General features: G+C 65.6%; 15 protein-coding genes and 1 other RNA gene. 11 read left to right on the top strand and 5 right to left on the bottom strand.

What is annotated here, in order from left to right; genetic code table 11:
* Nucleotides 1-25: 25 nt before the first annotated feature.
* From RXV79_RS17665 to gyrA, 4 genes are all read right to left on the bottom strand, one after another.
* Nucleotides 26-910, bottom strand: coding sequence for a prephenate dehydrogenase (locus RXV79_RS17665; RefSeq protein ID WP_316699371.1), 885 nt, complete (start codon nt 908-910; stop codon nt 26-28).
* A 14-nt stretch (nt 911-924) separates the two neighbouring features.
* Nucleotides 925-2,031 carry a prephenate dehydratase gene (gene pheA / locus RXV79_RS17660; RefSeq protein ID WP_316699369.1) on the bottom strand — a complete coding sequence of 369 codons (1,107 nt, stop codon included), beginning with the start codon at nt 2,029-2,031 and terminating at the stop codon, nt 925-927.
* Nucleotides 2,032-2,104: 73 nt separating this feature from the next.
* Complete coding sequence (locus RXV79_RS17655) at nt 2,105-2,704, bottom strand: hypothetical protein (protein WP_316699367.1); 600 nt, start codon at nt 2,702-2,704, stop codon at nt 2,105-2,107.
* A complete protein-coding gene (gyrA, locus tag RXV79_RS17650; RefSeq protein WP_316699365.1) occupies nt 2,701-5,322 on the bottom strand; it encodes a DNA gyrase subunit A in 2,622 nt (873 codons plus the stop codon). Before gyrA ends, RXV79_RS17655 begins: the two co-directional genes overlap by 4 nt.
* Nucleotides 5,323-5,593: 271 nt before the next feature.
* Here gyrA and ompA point away from each other — a divergent pair, with 271 nt between their 5' ends.
* From ompA to ssrA, 4 genes are all read left to right on the top strand, one after another.
* Nucleotides 5,594-6,280: an outer membrane protein OmpA gene (ompA, locus tag RXV79_RS17645; protein ID WP_316699363.1), complete on the top strand. Its 687-nt coding sequence runs from the start codon at nt 5,594-5,596 to the stop codon at nt 6,278-6,280.
* A gap of 58 nt (nt 6,281-6,338) precedes the next feature.
* Nucleotides 6,339-7,040 (top strand): bifunctional 2-polyprenyl-6-hydroxyphenol methylase/3-demethylubiquinol 3-O-methyltransferase UbiG, encoded by a 702-nt coding sequence (ubiG, locus tag RXV79_RS17640; RefSeq protein ID WP_316699361.1) that lies wholly within the window; start codon nt 6,339-6,341, stop codon nt 7,038-7,040.
* Entirely contained in the window at nt 7,040-7,714 is a 675-nt protein-coding gene (gph, locus tag RXV79_RS17635) for a phosphoglycolate phosphatase (RefSeq protein WP_316699359.1), read from the top strand. The genes ubiG and gph overlap by 1 nt, the downstream gene beginning before the upstream one ends.
* Nucleotides 7,715-7,729: 15 nt before the next feature.
* Nucleotides 7,730-8,102, top strand: a transfer-messenger RNA (tmRNA) gene (gene ssrA / locus RXV79_RS17630).
* A 55-nt stretch (nt 8,103-8,157) separates the two neighbouring features.
* Here the strand turns inward: ssrA and RXV79_RS17625 are convergent.
* Nucleotides 8,158-9,828: a Na/Pi cotransporter family protein gene (locus RXV79_RS17625; RefSeq protein ID WP_316699357.1), complete on the bottom strand. Its 1,671-nt coding sequence runs from the start codon at nt 9,826-9,828 to the stop codon at nt 8,158-8,160.
* Between the two features lie 93 nt (nt 9,829-9,921).
* Here RXV79_RS17625 and RXV79_RS17620 point away from each other — a divergent pair, with 93 nt between their 5' ends.
* The 7 genes from RXV79_RS17620 to RXV79_RS17590 all read left to right on the top strand — a co-directional run bounded on the left by RXV79_RS17620 (nt 9,922) and on the right by RXV79_RS17590 (nt 16,818).
* Nucleotides 9,922-10,734, top strand: a complete 813-nt coding sequence (locus RXV79_RS17620) for a TIGR00266 family protein (RefSeq protein ID WP_413816705.1) — start codon at nt 9,922-9,924, stop codon at nt 10,732-10,734.
* Nucleotides 10,735-10,851: 117 nt separating this feature from the next.
* Nucleotides 10,852-11,820: a YncE family protein gene (locus RXV79_RS17615; protein ID WP_316704136.1), complete on the top strand. Its 969-nt coding sequence runs from the start codon at nt 10,852-10,854 to the stop codon at nt 11,818-11,820.
* The gene (locus RXV79_RS17610) at nt 11,804-12,574 is read left to right on the top strand and encodes a polysaccharide deacetylase family protein (protein WP_316699355.1); all 771 of its coding nucleotides are present in this window, start codon (nt 11,804-11,806) and stop codon (nt 12,572-12,574) included. The genes RXV79_RS17615 and RXV79_RS17610 overlap by 17 nt, the downstream gene beginning before the upstream one ends.
* 6 nt (nt 12,575-12,580) lie before the next feature.
* Nucleotides 12,581-13,570, top strand: a complete 990-nt coding sequence (locus tag RXV79_RS17605) for a sterol desaturase family protein (RefSeq protein WP_316699353.1) — start codon at nt 12,581-12,583, stop codon at nt 13,568-13,570.
* A gap of 22 nt (nt 13,571-13,592) precedes the next feature.
* Complete coding sequence (locus RXV79_RS17600; protein ID WP_316699351.1) at nt 13,593-14,465, top strand: EI24 domain-containing protein; 873 nt, start codon at nt 13,593-13,595, stop codon at nt 14,463-14,465.
* A gap of 259 nt (nt 14,466-14,724) precedes the next feature.
* Complete coding sequence (gene glnA, locus RXV79_RS17595; protein ID WP_316699349.1) at nt 14,725-16,143, top strand: type I glutamate--ammonia ligase; 1,419 nt, start codon at nt 14,725-14,727, stop codon at nt 16,141-16,143.
* Nucleotides 16,144-16,320: 177 nt separating this feature from the next.
* Entirely contained in the window at nt 16,321-16,818 is a 498-nt protein-coding gene (locus RXV79_RS17590) for a hypothetical protein (RefSeq protein WP_316699347.1), read from the top strand.

The following is a 16,818-nucleotide window of genomic DNA, read 5'->3' as shown; positions in this document are numbered from 1 at the left end:
GCCGCGCCTGGAGCGCAGCCTGCGATCAGCGAGACGACCCGGACTTGCCGGCGCCCATCTGCCAGTTGGCGCGGGCGTCCGAGGCGCTGCGGATCAGGTCCTCGAGCGCCTCGACGTTGCTGGTCTTGATGACGTGTTCGAGCGCATCCAGCGTGTGCCGGAAGCGCATCGACTGCTTGAGGATCTCTTCACGGTTCGACATCAGGATGTCGCGCCAGACTTCGGGGTCACTCGCGGCGATGCGGGTGAAGTCGCGAAAGCCCGGGCCGGCGAGCGACAGGAAATCGCGGCCGGCCGGCTGCTTGGCTACCGAGTTGAAGAAGGCGAAGGCCAGCATGTGCGGCAGGTGGCTCACGGCTGCGAAGGCGGCGTCGTGGTTCTCCGGCGTCATGCGCAGCACCTGCGCGCCGATGGCCGACCACACATCGGTCGCCTTCTGCACGAGATCTGCATCGGTCTGCGGCAGCGGGGTGATGATGACCTGGCGCCCGGCATAGAGCGACGCGTCGGCATGGGCCACGCCCGACACTTCCTTGCCGGCGATCGGGTGGGCGGGCACGAAGGAGCTGACGCGCTCTTTCAGCACGCGCCGGGCCGCATCGACCACGTCGCGCTTGGTCGAGCCCACGTCCATGAAGAGCACGCCAGGTTCCACCAGGTGACGGATGGCCTTGAACGTGGCTTCGCTGGCCGACACGGGCACCGCCATGATCACGATGTCGGAGCCCGAGACCGCCAGCAGCGCCGATTCGGCGGTGTCGTCGATCACGCCCATCTTCTTGGCGCGCTCGGTCGTCGAGGGCGATTTGCTGTAGCCGATGACACGCTTGGCCAGACCGGCACGCTTGAGGGCGAGTGCGAAGGAGCCGCCCATCAGGCCGCATCCGATCACGCCAAGCTGGTTGAACATCTTTGAATCAGCTTTCAGTGCACGTCGATCGGATAGGTGCCGAGCAACTTGAAGAATGCGCAGGCCTCCCGCAGCTCGCGCAGCGCGGTGGCCACGTGCGGCTGGTCGGGGTGACCTTGCAGGTCGATGTAGAAGTAGTACTCCCACTGCCCCGACCGAGCGGGGCGGGATTCGAAGCGCGTCATCGACACGCCGTGCTGCTTGAGCGGCACCAGCATGTCGTGCACGGCGCCGGGCCGGTTGCTCACCGAGACCACGAGGCTCGTGCAGTCGTGGCCCGAGGCGCGCGGCTGCGGGTGGCGGCCCGGGTGGGTGACGACGGCGAAGCGCGTGCGGTTGTTGGCTTCGTCCTGGATGGCAGGGGCAATGAGGTGCAAGCCGAACTCGCTGCCGGCCCGGGCACTGGCGATGGCGGCCAGCTTCGGGTCGGCGGCGGCGAGGCGTGCGCCTTCGGCATTGCTCGCGACCGGGCGGCGCTCGACGTTTGGCAGATGCGTGCCCAGCCAGCCGTGGCACTGCGCCAGGGCCTGGGGATGGGCGCAGACGGTCTCGATGCCGGCCAGCGAGTTCTCCTTGCGCAGCAGGTTGTGCTGAACGAAGAGGCTGGTCTCGCCGATGATGAAGAGCGGGGTGGTGAGGAAGAGGTCGAGCGAGCGGGTGACCACGCCCTCGGTGGAGTTCTCGACCGGCACCACGCCGAAGTCGGCCGCGCCCGAGGTGGTGACGTGGAACACCTCATCAAAGCTCGCGCAGGGGATCTTCACGATCGACGAGCCGAAGAACCCGAGGGCCGCCTCTTCGCTGAAAGTACCGGCCGGCCCGAGGTAGGCCACGCGCGTGGGCGTCTCGAGCGCGCGGCAGGCGGACATGATCTCGCGCCAGATCGGTGCCACGCTCTCCGCGAGCAGCGGCCCCGGATTGACGGCCTTCATGCCGTCGATGACCTGCGCTTCACGCTCGGGGCGGAACGCCACCGAGCCTTCCTTCTTCTTCACTTCGCCGACTTCCTGCGCGAGCCGCGCACGCCGGTTCAGCAGCGCGAGCAGTTCGCGATCGACCGCGTCGATCTGCGTTCTGAGGGCCAGCAGCTCGGGGTTGGGGGCAGCGGAAAGATCAGCCATGGGTGACACAAATTGTCGCACGCAGCCTAGCGCGACCGGCAAGTGAAGACCGACGGACCGGGCACCGTTCGCGTCACTTCTTGGCAGGCTTGGCGGGTGCCGGGGTGGCAGCGCCGCTGGCCGGGGCGGGCGCGCCGACCGCGATGCGAACGTCACGCTCCAGCGCGTCGATCTTCGGCTGCACAGCGGTGGCGAGATCCTTGCGCACGGCCTGCACGTAGAGGTTCAGCAGTTCGGGTTGGGCCTGCTGGAATTTCTTGAACGCAGGCGCTTCCAGTGCATTCACCAGTTGGCGGAGCTCGTCTTCGGTGAACTTCTCTTCCAGGAAGGGGCCCACGCTCGCCTGGCTGATCTTGGCGGCGCGGTCGCGAACGAGAGGCATGGTGCCCTCTTCATACTTCTGCAGATGCTCCTGGATCTTCTTGATGATCGGCGGGTGCTTGGCAGGGGGGATCTGCGTCTGCAAGGTTTCGTCGGCCATGGCCGCGATCTGCTGGGCCGGGCGCGCCACGATGTCGCGCGTGATGCCGTCCAGCTGGTTCTGTTGGAGGGTCAGCAGCCGCTGGACCAATTCCTTCTTGGCGGCGCTCGCAGGCGCGCCCGGGATGGCCGTGTTCTGGGCCTGCGCCAGGCTGGCTGCGGCCACGAGGGCCAGACCGATCAGTCGCTTCATTCTTCGGTGCTTTCAGTCGTGGGCTCTTCGCCCGAGTTGGCATCGTTCTCGACGATGCGTTGCAGGCCGCTCAGCTTGGCGCCATCGTCCAGTGCGATCAGCGTGACGCCTTGCGTCGCGCGGCCGAGCTCGCGGATCTCAGAGACTCGGGTGCGCACGAGCACGCCCTTGTCGGTGATGAGCATGATTTCATCGGCAGGCCGCACCAGGGTGGCGGCGACGACCTTGCCGTTGCGCTCGCTCTGTTGGATCGCGATCATCCCTTTGGTTCCGCGGCCGTGGCGGGTGTATTCGACGATCGAGGTGCGCTTGCCGTAGCCGTTTTCAGTGGCCGTCAGCACGCTTTGCGTCTCGTCTTCGGCGACGAGCATCGCGATGACGCTTTGGCCGTCGTCGAGCATCATGCCGCGCACGCCCCGGGCGCCGCGGCCCATCGGGCGCACGTCGTCTTCATCGAAGCGCACGGCCTTGCCGCCGTCGCTGAAGAGCATCACGTCATGCTTGCCGTCGGTGAGGGCGGCGCCGATCAGGTAGTCGCCCTCGTCGAGGTCGACGGCGATGATGCCGGCCTTGCGCGGGTTGCTGAACTCGTCGAGCGAGGTCTTCTTCACCACGCCCTGCGCGGTGGCGAAGAAGACGAAGTGGTCGGCGGGGAAGCTGCGGAAGCCATCGGTCAGCGGCAGCACCACATTGACCTTTTCACCTGGCTGCAGCGGGAACATGTTGACGATCGGCTTGCCGCGGGAGGCGCGCGAGCCTTGCGGCACTTCCCACACCTTCAGCCAGTACACACGGCCGCGGTTGGTGAAGCACAGGATGTAGTCGTGCGTGTTGGCGATGAAGAGCTGGTCGATCCAGTCGTCTTCCTTGGTCTGCGCCGCCTGCTTGCCACGGCCACCACGCTTCTGTGCACGGTATTCGCTGAGTGCCTGGCTCTTGATGTAGCCGGTGTGCGAGAGCGTGACCACCATGTCGGTGGGCGTGATCAGGTCTTCGGTGCCGAGGTCTTGCGCGTTGTGCTCGATGGAGGAGCGGCGGGCGCCGATCTTGGTCTGGCCGAACTCGAGCTTGATGGCCTGCAACTCGTCGGAAATGATCGTCGTCACGCGCGACGGGGTGGCGAGGATGTCGAGCAGGTCGGCGATTTGCGCCATCACTTCCTTGTACTCGCCGACGATCTTGTCCTGCTCCAGGCCGGTCAGGCGCTGCAGGCGCATCTGCAGGATTTCGCTGGCCTGGTCGTCCGACAGGCGATAGAGGCCATCGGGCTGCATGCCGTATTCGCGCGGCAGGTTCTCGGGGCGGTAGGCGTCGCGGCCGCCTGCCGTTTCTTTCTCGGCGCGGGCGAGCATCTCGCGTACCAATGACGAGTCCCACGACTTGCTCATCAGCGCAGCCTTCGCGATCGGAGGCGTGGCCGAGGTCTTGATGGTCTCGATGAACTCGTCGATGTTGGCCAGTGCGACGGCCAGGCCTTCCAGCACGTGGCCGCGCTCGCGCGCCTTGCGCAGCTCGAACACGGTGCGGCGGGTCACGACCTCGCGGCGGTGCTCCAGGAAGATCGCGATCAGATCCTTCAGGTTGCACAGCTTGGGCTGGTTGTCGATCAGCGCCACCATGTTCATGCCGAAGGTGTCCTGCAGCTGCGTCTGCTTGTACAGGTTGTTCAGCACCACCTCGGGCACTTCGCCGCGCTTGAGCTCGATCACCACGCGCATGCCGGACTTGTCGGACTCGTCCTGGATGTGGCTGATGCCTTCGAGCTTCTTCTCGTGGACCAGCTCGGCCATGCGCTCGAGCAGGTTCTTCTTGTTCACCTGGTAGGGGATCTCGTCGACGATGATGGCCTGGCGCGCGCCCTTGTCGATGTCTTCGAAGTGGCACTTCGCGCGCATCACGACGCGGCCGCGGCCGGTCTTGTAGCCCTCGCGCACGCCGCTCGTGCCGTAGATGATCCCGGCGGTGGGGAAGTCGGGCGCAGGGATGATCTCGATCAACTCGTCGATCGTGGCCTGCGGGTTCTTCAAGAGGTGCAGGCAGGCGTCGACGACTTCGTTCAGGTTGTGCGGCGGGATGTTGGTCGCCATGCCGACCGCAATGCCGCCCGAACCGTTGACGAGCAGATTCGGCAGGCGCGTCGGCAGCACCAACGGCTCCTTCTCCGAGCCGTCGTAGTTCGGGCCGAAGTCCACCGTCTCCTTGTCGAGGTCGGCGAGCATCTCGTGTGCGATCTTCGCCAGCCTGATTTCGGTGTACCGCATGGCTGCGGCGTTGTCGCCGTCGACCGAGCCGAAATTGCCTTGCCCGTCGATGAGCATGTGGCGCATCGAGAAGTCTTGCGCCATGCGCACCGCGGTGTCGTACACCGACTGGTCGCCGTGTGGGTGGTACTTGCCGATGACGTCGCCGACGATACGGGCCGACTTCTTGTACGGCCGGTTCCAGTCGTTGTTCAGCTCGTGCATCGCGAAAAGCACGCGACGATGCACGGGCTTGAGGCCATCGCGCGCATCGGGCAGGGCACGCCCCACGATCACGCTCATCGCGTAGTCGAGGTACGAACGCCGCATCTCCTCTTCGAGGCTGATCGGCAGGGTTTCCTTGGCGAACTGGGTCATGCGGAGTGGGGCAGAAAAGCCATGAAGGCAGGCATGGTTCGGCCTGCGCGCAAAACCCGCGATTCTAGGCGCTGGAACAGTGCTGTCGCGGTCGCGCAACAACGCCTTGCGCTACTGCAAGCACCAATGGCAAAACTCTTTGCTCCGAATACCCTATGGCACAATCGATTGTCGGTGGGAAACACCCGAGTTACTTGGGGTTTGCCAGTACTTCCCGATTCGGTTTTTGACCTTTCGTTAGAACATCTGCCCCTTCCTTGAGAGGAGAACCATGAAGAAACTGAACAAGGTCGCATCGCTCTTCGCATCGGCCACGCTCGCCGTCGCTGCGGGCTCCGCGTTTGCCCAAGCCAAGTCCGTCGACAACTGGACCAGCGGGTTCGGCTTGCCCTGGAAGAGTGGCGCCGCTGACCTGTGCTGGCGTGATGCATTCTGGACCCCGGCCACCGCCCATCCTTCGTGCGACGGCGCTCCGAAGGCTGCTCCCGCGCCTGCCCCGGCTCCCGCTCCGGCACCTGCTCCCGCGCCTGCCCCGGCTCCGGCACCTGTTGCGCCGCCGGCACCGGCTCCCGCACCGGTCGCGCCTCCCGCGCCTGTGAGCGAGAAGGTCACCTTCGCCGCTGACGCCTTCTACGACGTGGGCAAATCGGTGCTGAAGCCCGACGCCAAGGCCAAGCTGGACGACCTCGTCAGCAAGACCTCGGGTGTGAACCTCGAAGTCATCATCGCCGTGGGTCACACCGACTCCGACGGTTCGCCCGCCGCGAACCAGAAGCTGTCGGTTGCTCGTGCCGAGTCGGTGAAAAACTACCTGGTCAGCAAGGGCATCGAAGCCAACCGCGTCTACACCGAAGGCAAGGGCGAAAGCTCGCCGGTCGCCGACAACAAGACCAAGGAAGGCAAGTCCAAGAACCGCCGCGTCGAAATCGAAGTGGTCGGTACCCGTACCCGCAAGTAATCTCGCGGCAGTACCTGAAAACCCCGCCTCGGCGGGGTTTTTTATTTACCATTTTCAAATGATCAATGCCGACCCGCAGGAACTGAGCAAATTCAGCGAACTGGCCCACCGCTGGTGGGACCCCGAGAGTGAATTCCGCCCACTTCACGAAATCAACCCCCTTCGCCTGGATTGGATCAACGGCATCGCGCCGTTGTCAGGCCGTCGAGTGGTGGACGTGGGGTGCGGTGGAGGCATCCTCGCCGACTCGATGGCGCGCAAAGGAGCGCAGGTGCTCGGCATCGACTTGGCCACCAAAGCCTTGAGGGTGGCGCAGCTGCATGCCGCGGAGGCGGGCACGCCGTCGATCGAGTATCGCGAGGTGGCAGTCGAGGCCCTGGCGGACGAAATGCCCGGCCAGTTCGACACCGTGACCTGCATGGAGATGCTGGAGCACGTGCCAGACCCATTCTCGGTGGTGCGTGCGTGCGCCACGCTTGTGAAGCCGGGTGGTTCGGTCTTCTTCTCCACCCTCAACCGCAACCCCAAGTCGTTTCTGTTTGCGATCGTCGGGGCCGAGTACATGCTCAAGCTGCTGCCCCGTGGCACGCATGAGTACGCGCGCTTCATCCGGCCGAGCGAGCTGGCGCAGTGGTGCCGCGATGCTGGGCTGAACCTGGGGCAGACACGCGGCATGGAATACAACCCGCTCACCCGCCGCTACTCGCTGTCGGCCGACGTCAGCGTGAACTACCTCTTCGCCTGCACGAAGCCCGCGTGATGACGGGCCTTCGCGAGCGTATCCGGGCGGTGCTGTTCGACCTCGACGGCACATTGATCGACAGCGCCCCCGATCTGGCCGGCACGGGCAACGACATGCGAACGGCTCGCGGCCTGGCGCCGCTGGCCTACGAGGCCTTTCGTCCCATGGTCGGTGCGGGGGCGCGCGGCATGCTGGGCATCGCCTTGCAGGTTACGCCCGAGGATGAGGACTTCCTCGCGCTGCGCGAAGAGTTCCTCAGCCGCTACGAGGCCCGAATGAGTCGGGAGACGCGGGTCTTCGACGCAATGCATCCGGTGCTGACCACACTTCGGACGAGTGGTACGCCCTGGGGCATCGTGACCAACAAGGCCGAGCGATTCACCTTGCCGTTGGTGCGCACCCTGTCGCTTCACGAGCAGGCGGCGGCCATCGTGGGTGGCGATACCACGCCGCATTCCAAGCCTCATCCGGCGCCCCTGCTGGAAGCGGCGCGCCGCATCGGAGTGGCACCCGAAGCCTGCGTGTATGTCGGCGACGACCTGCGCGACGTGCAGGCCGGCCGCGCCGCGGGCATGGCGACGGTTGCTGCGGCCTGGGGCTACCTCGGGCTCGGCGACCCGGTGAGTGCCTGGGGCGCCGACCACGTCATAGAAAGTCCTGGCGAGCTCTTGAACTTGCTGGGCCTGGCCTAAACTAAGCACTTCTCTGGGGCCGACCTGGTTTCGACGCGGGTACGGAGTTGGCGCAGGGCATGCCGAGGACCAGGCACCTCGTAAATCCATCTGGAAACAAAGTAACTGCGAACGACGAAACGTACGCACTCGCCGCTTAATACCGGTGAGCTTCGCAACGGTTGGCCGATGGGCCGGGTCTGAGGGGCAACCCAAGGGCTGCGAAGTCATTCACATTGGCTCGCTCTGAGTCGGGTCACTCGACCCAGGGCTAAATCAAGTGACTCGGGGTTCAGGTAGCGTGCTGCTGCGCGACCTGCGCCCTTAAAACCCAAATCAGACAGCTACGCATGTAGAACTGTCCGGCAATGGCTTGCGGACGCGGGTTCGATTCCCGCCGGCTCCACCAAATCGAAGCGAACGCCACCGATGACCTCGGTGGCGTTTTGCTTTCTGCGCCTGGCTCACGCCGCGTCGTCGGTCATCGCCGACAGGCGCGATTCGCGGATGCGCGTCTTCGAGAGCGCTCCTGCGGATTCGAGGATGGGGTAAGCGATCGAGCAGATGTGTGAGTTCACGCGCTTGAGGTCGCTGATGAGGTCGAGGTGAAGCGAACTCGTCTCGATGCTCTGCGCGGTGTTGTCCTGCAGGCGGGCGATGTGCGCTGCGGCGTACTCGTGCTCGAGGTCGCGGAAGCGTGCCTTCTCTTCCAGCAGCTTGCGCGCATCGCGAACATGCCCATCGAGAAACACGCTCATCGCGAGCCGCAGATTGGCCAGCAGCCGCTCGTGCAGGTGCACGATCTCGGCCATGCCGGCATCGGAGAAGCTGCGGTTCTTGCGGACCTTCTTGTCTTCTACGTCTTGCAGCACGCGCTCGATGATGTCGCCGATCTGCTCCATGTTGATCGTGAAGGAGACGATGTCGGTCCAGCGGCGGCTTTCTCGCTCCGAGAGTGCCTCATGCGAGATCTGGGTCAGGTAGAACTTGATCGCGGAGTAGAGCTCGTCGACGGTGTCGTCGAGTTGGCGCAGTTGCTGTGCGAGGTCGAGGTCGTTGTTGCGGATCACGGGGAGCACGCCGCGCAGCATGGTCTCGACCACGTCGGCCTGGTGCAGTGCTTCGCGGGCCGCGCAGCTGATGGCGAGCGACGGCGTGGCCAATGCGACGGGGTCGAGGTGGCGGGGTCGCGTGCTGCCGGCGGGGCCGCTCTTCTCGACGAGCCAGCGGTCGACCGTGCGCCCCACGAGGCCGGTGAAACTGATGAAGGTGACGGCCAGCATGAGGTTGAAGCCGAGGTGGAAGAACACGACCTGGTCGTGCACGTTCGGCGCAAGCTGTTGCAGGAGCACATGGATCTGCGGCATCAAGGGGATGGCGAGCAGCACGCCGACCAGCTTGAAGATCAGGTTGCCGAGTGGCAGCCGGCGCACCTGCTGGGCGGCGTTCCCGGTGGCGATGAGGGCAAGCATGCCGCTGCCGAGGTTCGCCCCCAGCACCAGCCCCAATGCCACCGGCGTGGTCAACAAGCCCGATGCCGCCAGCGTGGCGGTCAGCAACACGATCGCCAGGCTCGAGTACGACAGCACCGTGAGCGCCGCGCCGACCACGATGTTGAGCATCACCTCGTTGGGCAGCGACACCAGCAACGTCCGCACCGCGGGCGCTTCGGTCAGCGGCCTGGTGGCGGCCACGATCAGCTGCAGCGCCAGGGTGATGAGGCCCAGGCCGATCAGCACCCGGCCGATGCGGCCTGCCGCGGTGTTCTGCCGCGAGATGAAGAGCACCACGCCGACGAAGATGAGCAAGGGCGAGAGCCATGAGAGATCGAACGAGAACACCACCGCCATGAGGCTCGTGCCGACGTCGGCGCCCAGCATCACGGCGAGCGCCGGCCCGGTGGTGACGAGGCCCTTGCCGACGAACGACGCCACGATCAGGCAGGTTGCCGTGCTCGACTGCACGATGCTCGTGACACCCAGCCCCGCGGCGGCTGCGGAGAGCCGGCTGCTGAAGCTGCGCGAGAGGATCTGGCGCAGGTTCTCGCCGAAGACACGCAGCATGCCGGTGCGGACGATGTGCGTGCCCCAGACCAGCAAAGCAATGGCCGCGAGCAGATTCAGCAGGTGTTGCATGGCCTGAGTCTATCGCCGTGAACTCGCCGAAATGGCTCAAAATGCCGGCTCCTTCTGGACCTACTGTTGGATCTAACGTTTGGAGTGATGGCCGTGGCAATGGACGTGGTGGACTTCGAGATCAAGGGCAGCGAGATGCAGTTCGTGGAGGTCGAACTCGACCCCGGCGAAGCGGCCGTGGGCGAGGCCGGCAGCATGATGTTCATGGACGCCGGCATCGGCATGGACACCGTCTTCGGTGACGGCTCTCAAGCCCAAGGCGGTATCTTCGGCAAGCTGCTCGGCGCCGGCAAACGCCTCATCACAGGCGAGTCGCTCTTCACCACCGTCTACACGAACCAGGGCTCGACCAAGCTGCGCGTGGGCTTTGCAGCGCCGTACCCCGGCAAGATCCTGCCGATGGACCTGAAGCAGCTCGGCGGCATGCTCATCTGCCAGAAGGACGCGTTCCTCTGCGCGGCCAAGGGCGTGTCGCTCGGCATCCATTTCCAGCAGAAGATCTCGACCGGCTTCTTCGGCGGTGAGGGCTTCATCATGCAGAAGCTCGAAGGCGATGGGCTCGCCTTCGTGCACGCCGGTGGCACCGTCGTGCGCCGCGAGCTGAAGCCGGGGCAGACGCTCTTCGTCGACACCGGCTGCCTCGTGGCCCTCACGCCCAACGTCAACTTCGAGGTGCAGTACGTCGGCAAGATCAAGACGGCGCTCTTCGGTGGCGAAGGCCTCTTCTTCGCCAAGGTGGCCGGCCCCGGCACGGTGTGGCTGCAGAGCCTGCCGTTCTCGCGCCTGGCCTCACGCGTGTTCGCGGCCGCGCCGCAGCGTGGCGGCAGCCGCGAAGAAGGCTCGGCGCTCGGCGGCTTCGGTGCCGGCGGTCTGCTGGGTGGCATTCTTGGCGGAGACGACGAATAAGGCCGGCAACGCAGGGAACTTTGCGGGGAAACGCGCGCCTACACTAGCCGCCTTCCCCCGGTGGTGCCTGTCTTGAAACTGTTGTCTGCGCTTTCGTCCGCTCGTCGGTCCGTCGTTCTGGCCTTGCTGGCCGCGCTCTGGTGCTCATCGGTCGCTGCGGCCGACAAGGCGCCGATCTTCGTGCTCAACTCGCTCGACGCGTCGATCAGCGTGATCGACCCGGTGAGCTTCACCGAGATCAGGCGCATCCCGACCGGCAAGGAGCCGCACCACCTCTATCTCACGCCTGACGAGAAGTCGCTCATCGTGGCCAATGCCCTGAGCGACTCGCTCACGCTGATCGACCCGAAGACGGGCGAGGTGCAACGCACCATCACCAAGATCATCGACCCGTACCACCTGCGCTTCTCGCCCGACATGAAGTGGTTCGTGACGGCGGCCAACCGGCTCGACCACGTCGACATCTATCGTTGGGAACCGCAAGACGCCACCACGCCGCTCAAGCTCGCGGGCCGTGTGCGTGCCACGCGCACGCCGAGCCACCTGTCGATCGACAGCAAGAGCACCACCATCTACGCGTCGATGCAAGACAGTGACGAGCTGATGGCCATCGACATCGCCACGCAGAAGCCGCGCTGGAAGATTTCGATCGGCAAGCTGCCGGCTGATGTGTACCTCACGCCCGACGACCGCCTGCTGATGGTGGGCCTCACGGGCGACGAGTTCGTCGAGGTCTATGACGTGACGCAGGCAGCCCCGAAGCTCGTCAAGCGCATCCAGACCGGCGCGGGCGCGCATGCCTTCCGCTCGCGCGGCGATGGCCGGCATGTGTTCGTGAGCAACCGCGTGGCCAACACGATCAGCATGATCGACATCCAGAGCCTCGCGGTCGTGGCGCAGCTCCCGGGGCCGGGTGGGCCCGACTGCATGGACCTGTCGGCCGATGGCAAGACCCTGCTGGTCAGCTCGCGCTGGGCGCGCAAGCTGAGCTTCGTCGACATCGAGAAGAAGCAGGTGGTTCGCCAGGTGGCGGTCGGCCGCTCGCCGCACGGCGTGTGGACGCTCGATCATGCGTCGCGCCGCTAGGCTGCTGGTCGCGGCGCTGCTCGCCGGTGCCACCGCAGCGCATGCCACGTGCGACAAGCCGGTCTACCTCACCTTCGACACCGGCCACATGGGCGTGGCGCCCTTGGTGGCCGAGGTGCTGTCGCGGCAGGGCGTGAAGGCGAGCTTCTTCCTCGCCGACGAGAAAACGCAGACCGGCGGTACGAGCCTCGACGACCACTGGGCACCGTGGTGGAAGGCGCGCGCCGCCGAAGGCCACGTCTTCGGCTCCCACACCTTCGACCATGTCTATTGGCTGGCCGACACGCCCGGCGGCTTTCGCGTCCGCCCGAGCGCGGGGCCGAAGGCGGGTCAGTCGCACACCTGGACCCATGCGCAGTACTGCGCCGAGCTCGAGCGCCCCGCCGAGCGTTTCAAGGCGATGAGTGGGCAGGTGATGCCCAAGCTCTTCCGTGCACCCGGGGGCAAGACCTCGCCGGCCCTGCTCGCCGCCGCGAAGGCTTGCGGCTGGACGCACGTCGGCTGGAGCCCGGCCGGCTTCCTGGGCGACGAGCTGCCGAGCGACCGTTACCCCAACACCAGCCTGCTGGCCCGCGCGCTGCGCGACGTGCGCAGCGGCGACATCCTCCTGGCGCATCTGGGCATCTGGTCGCGGCAAGACCCGTGGGCACCGGCTGTGCTCGAGCCACTGATCCAGGGGCTCAAGGCCAAGGGCTATTGCTTCGCGACCCTGGCCGAGCACCCTGTCTACCGGGGTGCGGCGCTCGCGCGTTGAGTCGTCATGATCGACCAACTGCTGCAAACCTTCATCGACGGCTTTCACCGCGTGCAAGAGACCGCCTTCGAATCGGTGATCCAGCCGGTCGCGTTTGCGCTCGGCTTCGGCAACCTCCTCGAAGACGGCTACGACGCCACGGGCTGGCTGCTCGTCGGGCTGTTGCAACTGGGTGTGATGCTGGTGGTGTTTCGTTCGCTGGAGCGCTGGCGGCCGGTGGAGCCGGTGGTCGACCGGCGTGCGGTGCGCGTGGACGTGATCTACACGCTGCTGCATCGCCTGGGCTTCTTTCGCCTGGCTTTGTTCTTCGCGGTCGACCCGCTGTGGGATCTGCTCTTCGGCACGCTGAGCCTTCACGGCCTGTCGAGCTGGCAGCTCGATGAGGCGCTGGCGCCGCTGTGGCCCGGGCTCACCGACACCGCATGGTTCGCGTTCCTCGCCTACCTCGTGGTGCTCGACTTCATCGACTACTGGCTGCACCGCGGCCAGCATCAGTTTGGCTGGTGGTGGGGGCTGCATTCGCTGCACCACAGCCAGCGCCAGATGACGATGTGGAGCGACAACCGCAACCACCTGCTCGACGACCTGATCCGCGACAGCATCCTCGTGCTCGCCGCCCGCCTGATCGGCATCGCGCCCGGGCAGTTTGTGGCCGTCGTGGCTTGCACGCAGCTGCTGGAAAGCCTGTCGCATGCGAACGTGCGGCTCTGGTTCGGGCCGGTGTTCGAGCGTGTGCTGGTGAGCCCGCGGTTCCATCGCTTGCACCACAGCATCGGTGCCGGTCATGAATCGGCCGGGCGCGGCACGCTCGGCGGCCACAACTTCGCCGTGCTCTTTCCGGTGTGGGACCTACTTTTTCGCACGGCCGATTTCAGTCGACGCTACGACCCCACGGGGATCCGCGACCAGCTGCCCGAAGAGGGCGCTCGCGACTACGGCCGTGGCTTCTGGGCGCAGCAGTGGCTGGGGCTGCGCCGCATGGTCGGGCGAGGGTAGGGCCGGCATGCCGTTGCTCGCCATGAGATCCGTCATCGATGCCGCCTGGCGCGCTGCGGCCTATTGCGTGCACCCGCTCGTCATCGGGTTGTCGGTGCTGCCACTCGTGCTGACCTGCGGGGTGGCCTACCTGCTGGCGCGGGCCTATTGGGAGCCGGCCATCGATGGGGTGCGCGCGGCGTTCGAATCGTGGGCACTGCTCGCCGTGCTCTTCAAATGGCTGGAGGCAATCGGCCTGCTGGGCCTCAAGTCGGTGCTGGCGCCGCTGGTGGTGGTGTTCCTGGCCACGCCGGTGATCGTGTTCTTCTCCCTGCTGGCGGTGGCGGTGCTGATGGCGCCGTTCATGTTGAAGCTCGTGGCGCGGCGCCGCTTTCCCGCGCTCGAACTGCGGCGCGGCGGTTCGTTCATGGGCAGCCTCTTCGTGAGCGTGAGCGCCACGTTTATCGCGGCGGTGGCGATGGTGGTGTCAATTCCGTTCTGGCTGGTGCCGCCGGTCGCCCTGGTGGTGCCGCCGTTGATCTGGGGCTGGCTCACCTACCGCGTCATGAGCTACGACATGCTCGTCGACCACGCCAGCCAGGACGAGCGGCGCACCGTGGTTCAGAAGCACCGCGTCGTGCTCCTCGTGATGGGCGTGCTGAGCGGCTACCTCGGGGCGGCGCCGTCGCTGCTGTGGGTGTCGGGGGTGATGTTCGTGGCCTTTGCGCCGGTGCTCGTGCCGATCGCGATCTGGGTCTATACCCTCGTCTTCGCGTTCTCCGCGCTGTGGTTCGCGCACTACCTGCTGGCGGCGCTGCAGGCCCACCGGCTGGCCGAGGGGTCGCTGAAGGCCGAAGCGGCTGTCATCGAGGCGCTTCCGAAGCCGGTCGACGAGAGCCCCGGAGTGGTGCGTTAGGCCTCCCAGAGGGGCCCGCGTTTGGTGCGCTGATGTGCACCAAAGTGGTGTTATCCTCCTCGCCAGCATTCCCGTGCACCATCTCCCGCCGTGCTGCGGTAGCTGTGCCGTGCCCGGGATCTGCCGCCTCCTGCTCAGGGGGTTCCGGGCATGCTTTCTGCTACATTCCTGTGCGCTTTTCGGGGCCGGTCCGCGCTCGAACTGCCAGCATTACTGACCCAATTCCAACCCCACACAGCATCTCGCTAGGAGTCCCCTGATGGCAGCCAAGACCGTCGCCGACGTGATGAAGATGGTGAAGGAGAACGAAGTCAAGTTCGTCGACTTCCGTTTCACCGACACCCGCGGCAAAGAACAGCACGTTTCCGTGCCCGTGTCTCACTTTGACGAAGACAAGTTCACGTCGGGCCACGCCTTCGACGGTTCGTCGATCGCCGGCTGGAAGGGCATCGAAGCGTCGGACATGCAGCTCATGCCCGACCCGACCACGGCCAACATCGACCCATTCTTCGAAGAATCCACCCTCATCCTCACCTGCGACGTGGTCGAGCCTGCCGACGGCAAGCCCTACGAGCGCGACCCGCGCTCGCTGGCCAAGCGCGCCGAGGCCTACATGAAGTCGTCGGGCCTGGGTGACACCGCTTTCTTCGGTCCGGAACCCGAGTTCTTCATCTTCGACAGCGTGCGCTGGGGCAACGACATGTCCGGCTGCTTCTCGAAGATCGAGTCGGAAGAGGGCGCCTGGAACACGGGCAAGGAATACGAGCACGGCAACTCCGGCTATCGCCCCACCGTCAAGGGCGGCTACTTCCCCACGCCCCCGGTCGACAGCGGCCAGGACCTGCGTTCCGAGATGTGCCTGATCCTCGAATCGCTGGGCATCCCGGTCGAAGTGCACCACCACGAAGTGGCCAACGCCGGCCAGATGGAAATCGGCACGAAGTTCAGCACGCTGGTCCAGCGCGCTGACTGGGTGCAGCTCCAGAAGTACGTCATCCAGAACGTGGCCCATGCCTATGGCAAGACCGCCACCTTCATGCCCAAGCCCATCGTGGGCGACAACGGCTCCGGCATGCACGTGCACCAGTCGGTCTGGAAGGACGGCAAGAACCTGTTCGCTGGCGAAGGCTATGCCGGCCTGAGCGAGTTCGCCCTGTTCTACATCGGCGGCATCATCAAGCACGCTCGCGCGCTGAACGCCATCACGAACCCCGGCACCAACTCGTACAAGCGCCTGGTGCCTGGCTTCGAAGCCCCGGTGAAGCTGGCTTACTCGAGCAAGAACCGCTCGGCCTCGATCCGCATCCCGCACGTGGCCAACCCGAAGGGCCGCCGTGTTGAAGCGCGCTTCCCCGATCCCCTGATGAACCCGTACCTGGGCTTCTCGGCGATGCTGATGGCCGGTCTCGACGGCGTGGAAAACAAGATCCACCCGGGCGAAGCCGCGACGAAGGACCTGTACCACCTGCCGCCGGAAGAAGACGCGAAGATCCCGACCGTCTGCCACAGCCTCGACCAGGCGCTCGATTACCTCGACAAGGACCGCGCGTTCCTGACCAAGGGTGGCGTGTTCACCGACGCCTTCATCGATGCCTACATCGAGCTGAAGATGCAGGAAGTGACCCGCTTCCGCATGGCCACGCACCCGATCGAGTTCGACATGTACTACACCCTCTGAACCTCTTCCGGTTCCGAAGGCTCGAAGGGACGGCACTTGCCGTCCCTTTTCTTTTGGTGCATCGGGATGGCAATCGGACACAATCGCAAGGCTTGTCCTGTCACCCTGCGCACGGGCGCTGGCGTTACAGGGCAGAGGTGACACATGACATCAGCGCGCTTCCGGTTCTCTCTTTCCATGTTGACCGCCCTCACGGCGGCATCGCCGGCCTGGTCGCAAGGCGACAAGCCTGTCTACCGCTGCCCCGGTAACCCGCCGCTGTACACCGACAGCCTGTCCGCGAAGGAAGCCAAGGACAAGGGCTGCCGCACGCTGGAAGGCGCACCGATCACCGTGATCCAGTCGCCAAAGCCCCGCCCGACCGCCGGGGCTCCGGTGCCGCCCGCGCCGAACCGCGAGCGCGTTGACGCCACCGAGCAGCGCAACCGCGATTCCGATGCGCGCCGCATCCTCGAAGCCGAGCTGCGCAAGGAAGAGGAGCAACTCGCCAACCTGCGCAAGGAGTTCAACAATGGCGAGCCCGAGCGGCGAGGCGACGAGCGCAACTATCAGAAGTACCTCGACCGCGTGGCCGAGATGAAGGCCTCGATTGCCCGCAAGGAAAGCGACGTCGCGGCCTTGCGTCGTGAGCTGTCCAAGCAGACGCCGGCCGACGCCACCCCGAAACCGCAGTGA

The organism is Piscinibacter gummiphilus, assembly GCF_032681285.1.
Classification (GTDB): Bacteria; Pseudomonadota; Gammaproteobacteria; order Burkholderiales; family Burkholderiaceae_C; genus Rhizobacter; species Rhizobacter gummiphilus_A.
This window is presented reverse-complemented; position numbering and strand designations above follow the sequence as displayed.